This is a genomic window from Paraburkholderia sp. SIMBA_053 (assembly GCF_046534895.1).
GTDB classification, from domain to species: Bacteria; Pseudomonadota; Gammaproteobacteria; order Burkholderiales; family Burkholderiaceae; genus Paraburkholderia; species Paraburkholderia caledonica.
In genome coordinates this window covers 1-238 of the sequence record NZ_JAWRXU010001626.1, presented here as the reverse complement: position 1 = coordinate 238, position 238 = coordinate 1, and the positions used below count along the sequence as shown (strand labels likewise).

At 54.6% G+C, this 238-nt stretch carries 1 protein-coding gene; it reads left to right on the top strand.

The window, feature by feature from the left end:
- Positions 1–238, top strand: a 238-nt coding sequence (locus SB753_RS41060; RefSeq protein WP_410805678.1) for a hypothetical protein, incomplete at both ends; no start/stop codon positions are given.

Here is a 238-nt window from a genome sequence, read left to right as displayed (position 1 = left end):
CTCAGAGCTTAAATTGCCCCAGCACAAAACTGACAAAGTACTGACGATGCCGAACGTTGTTCTGCCAGCGCTACACATGAAGCCTCAGCCGCAGAGAGAGGGGATTGCAGCTACTGACACATCGCCGGTTGCAGCTGTAGACCAGCAGACTCAGCCGGAGTGGAAGGTTGATAGCCCGGCCGACTTCGTTAAAAACCTGCTGCCAGCTGCAAGACAAACCGCTAAAGCATTGGGGCTC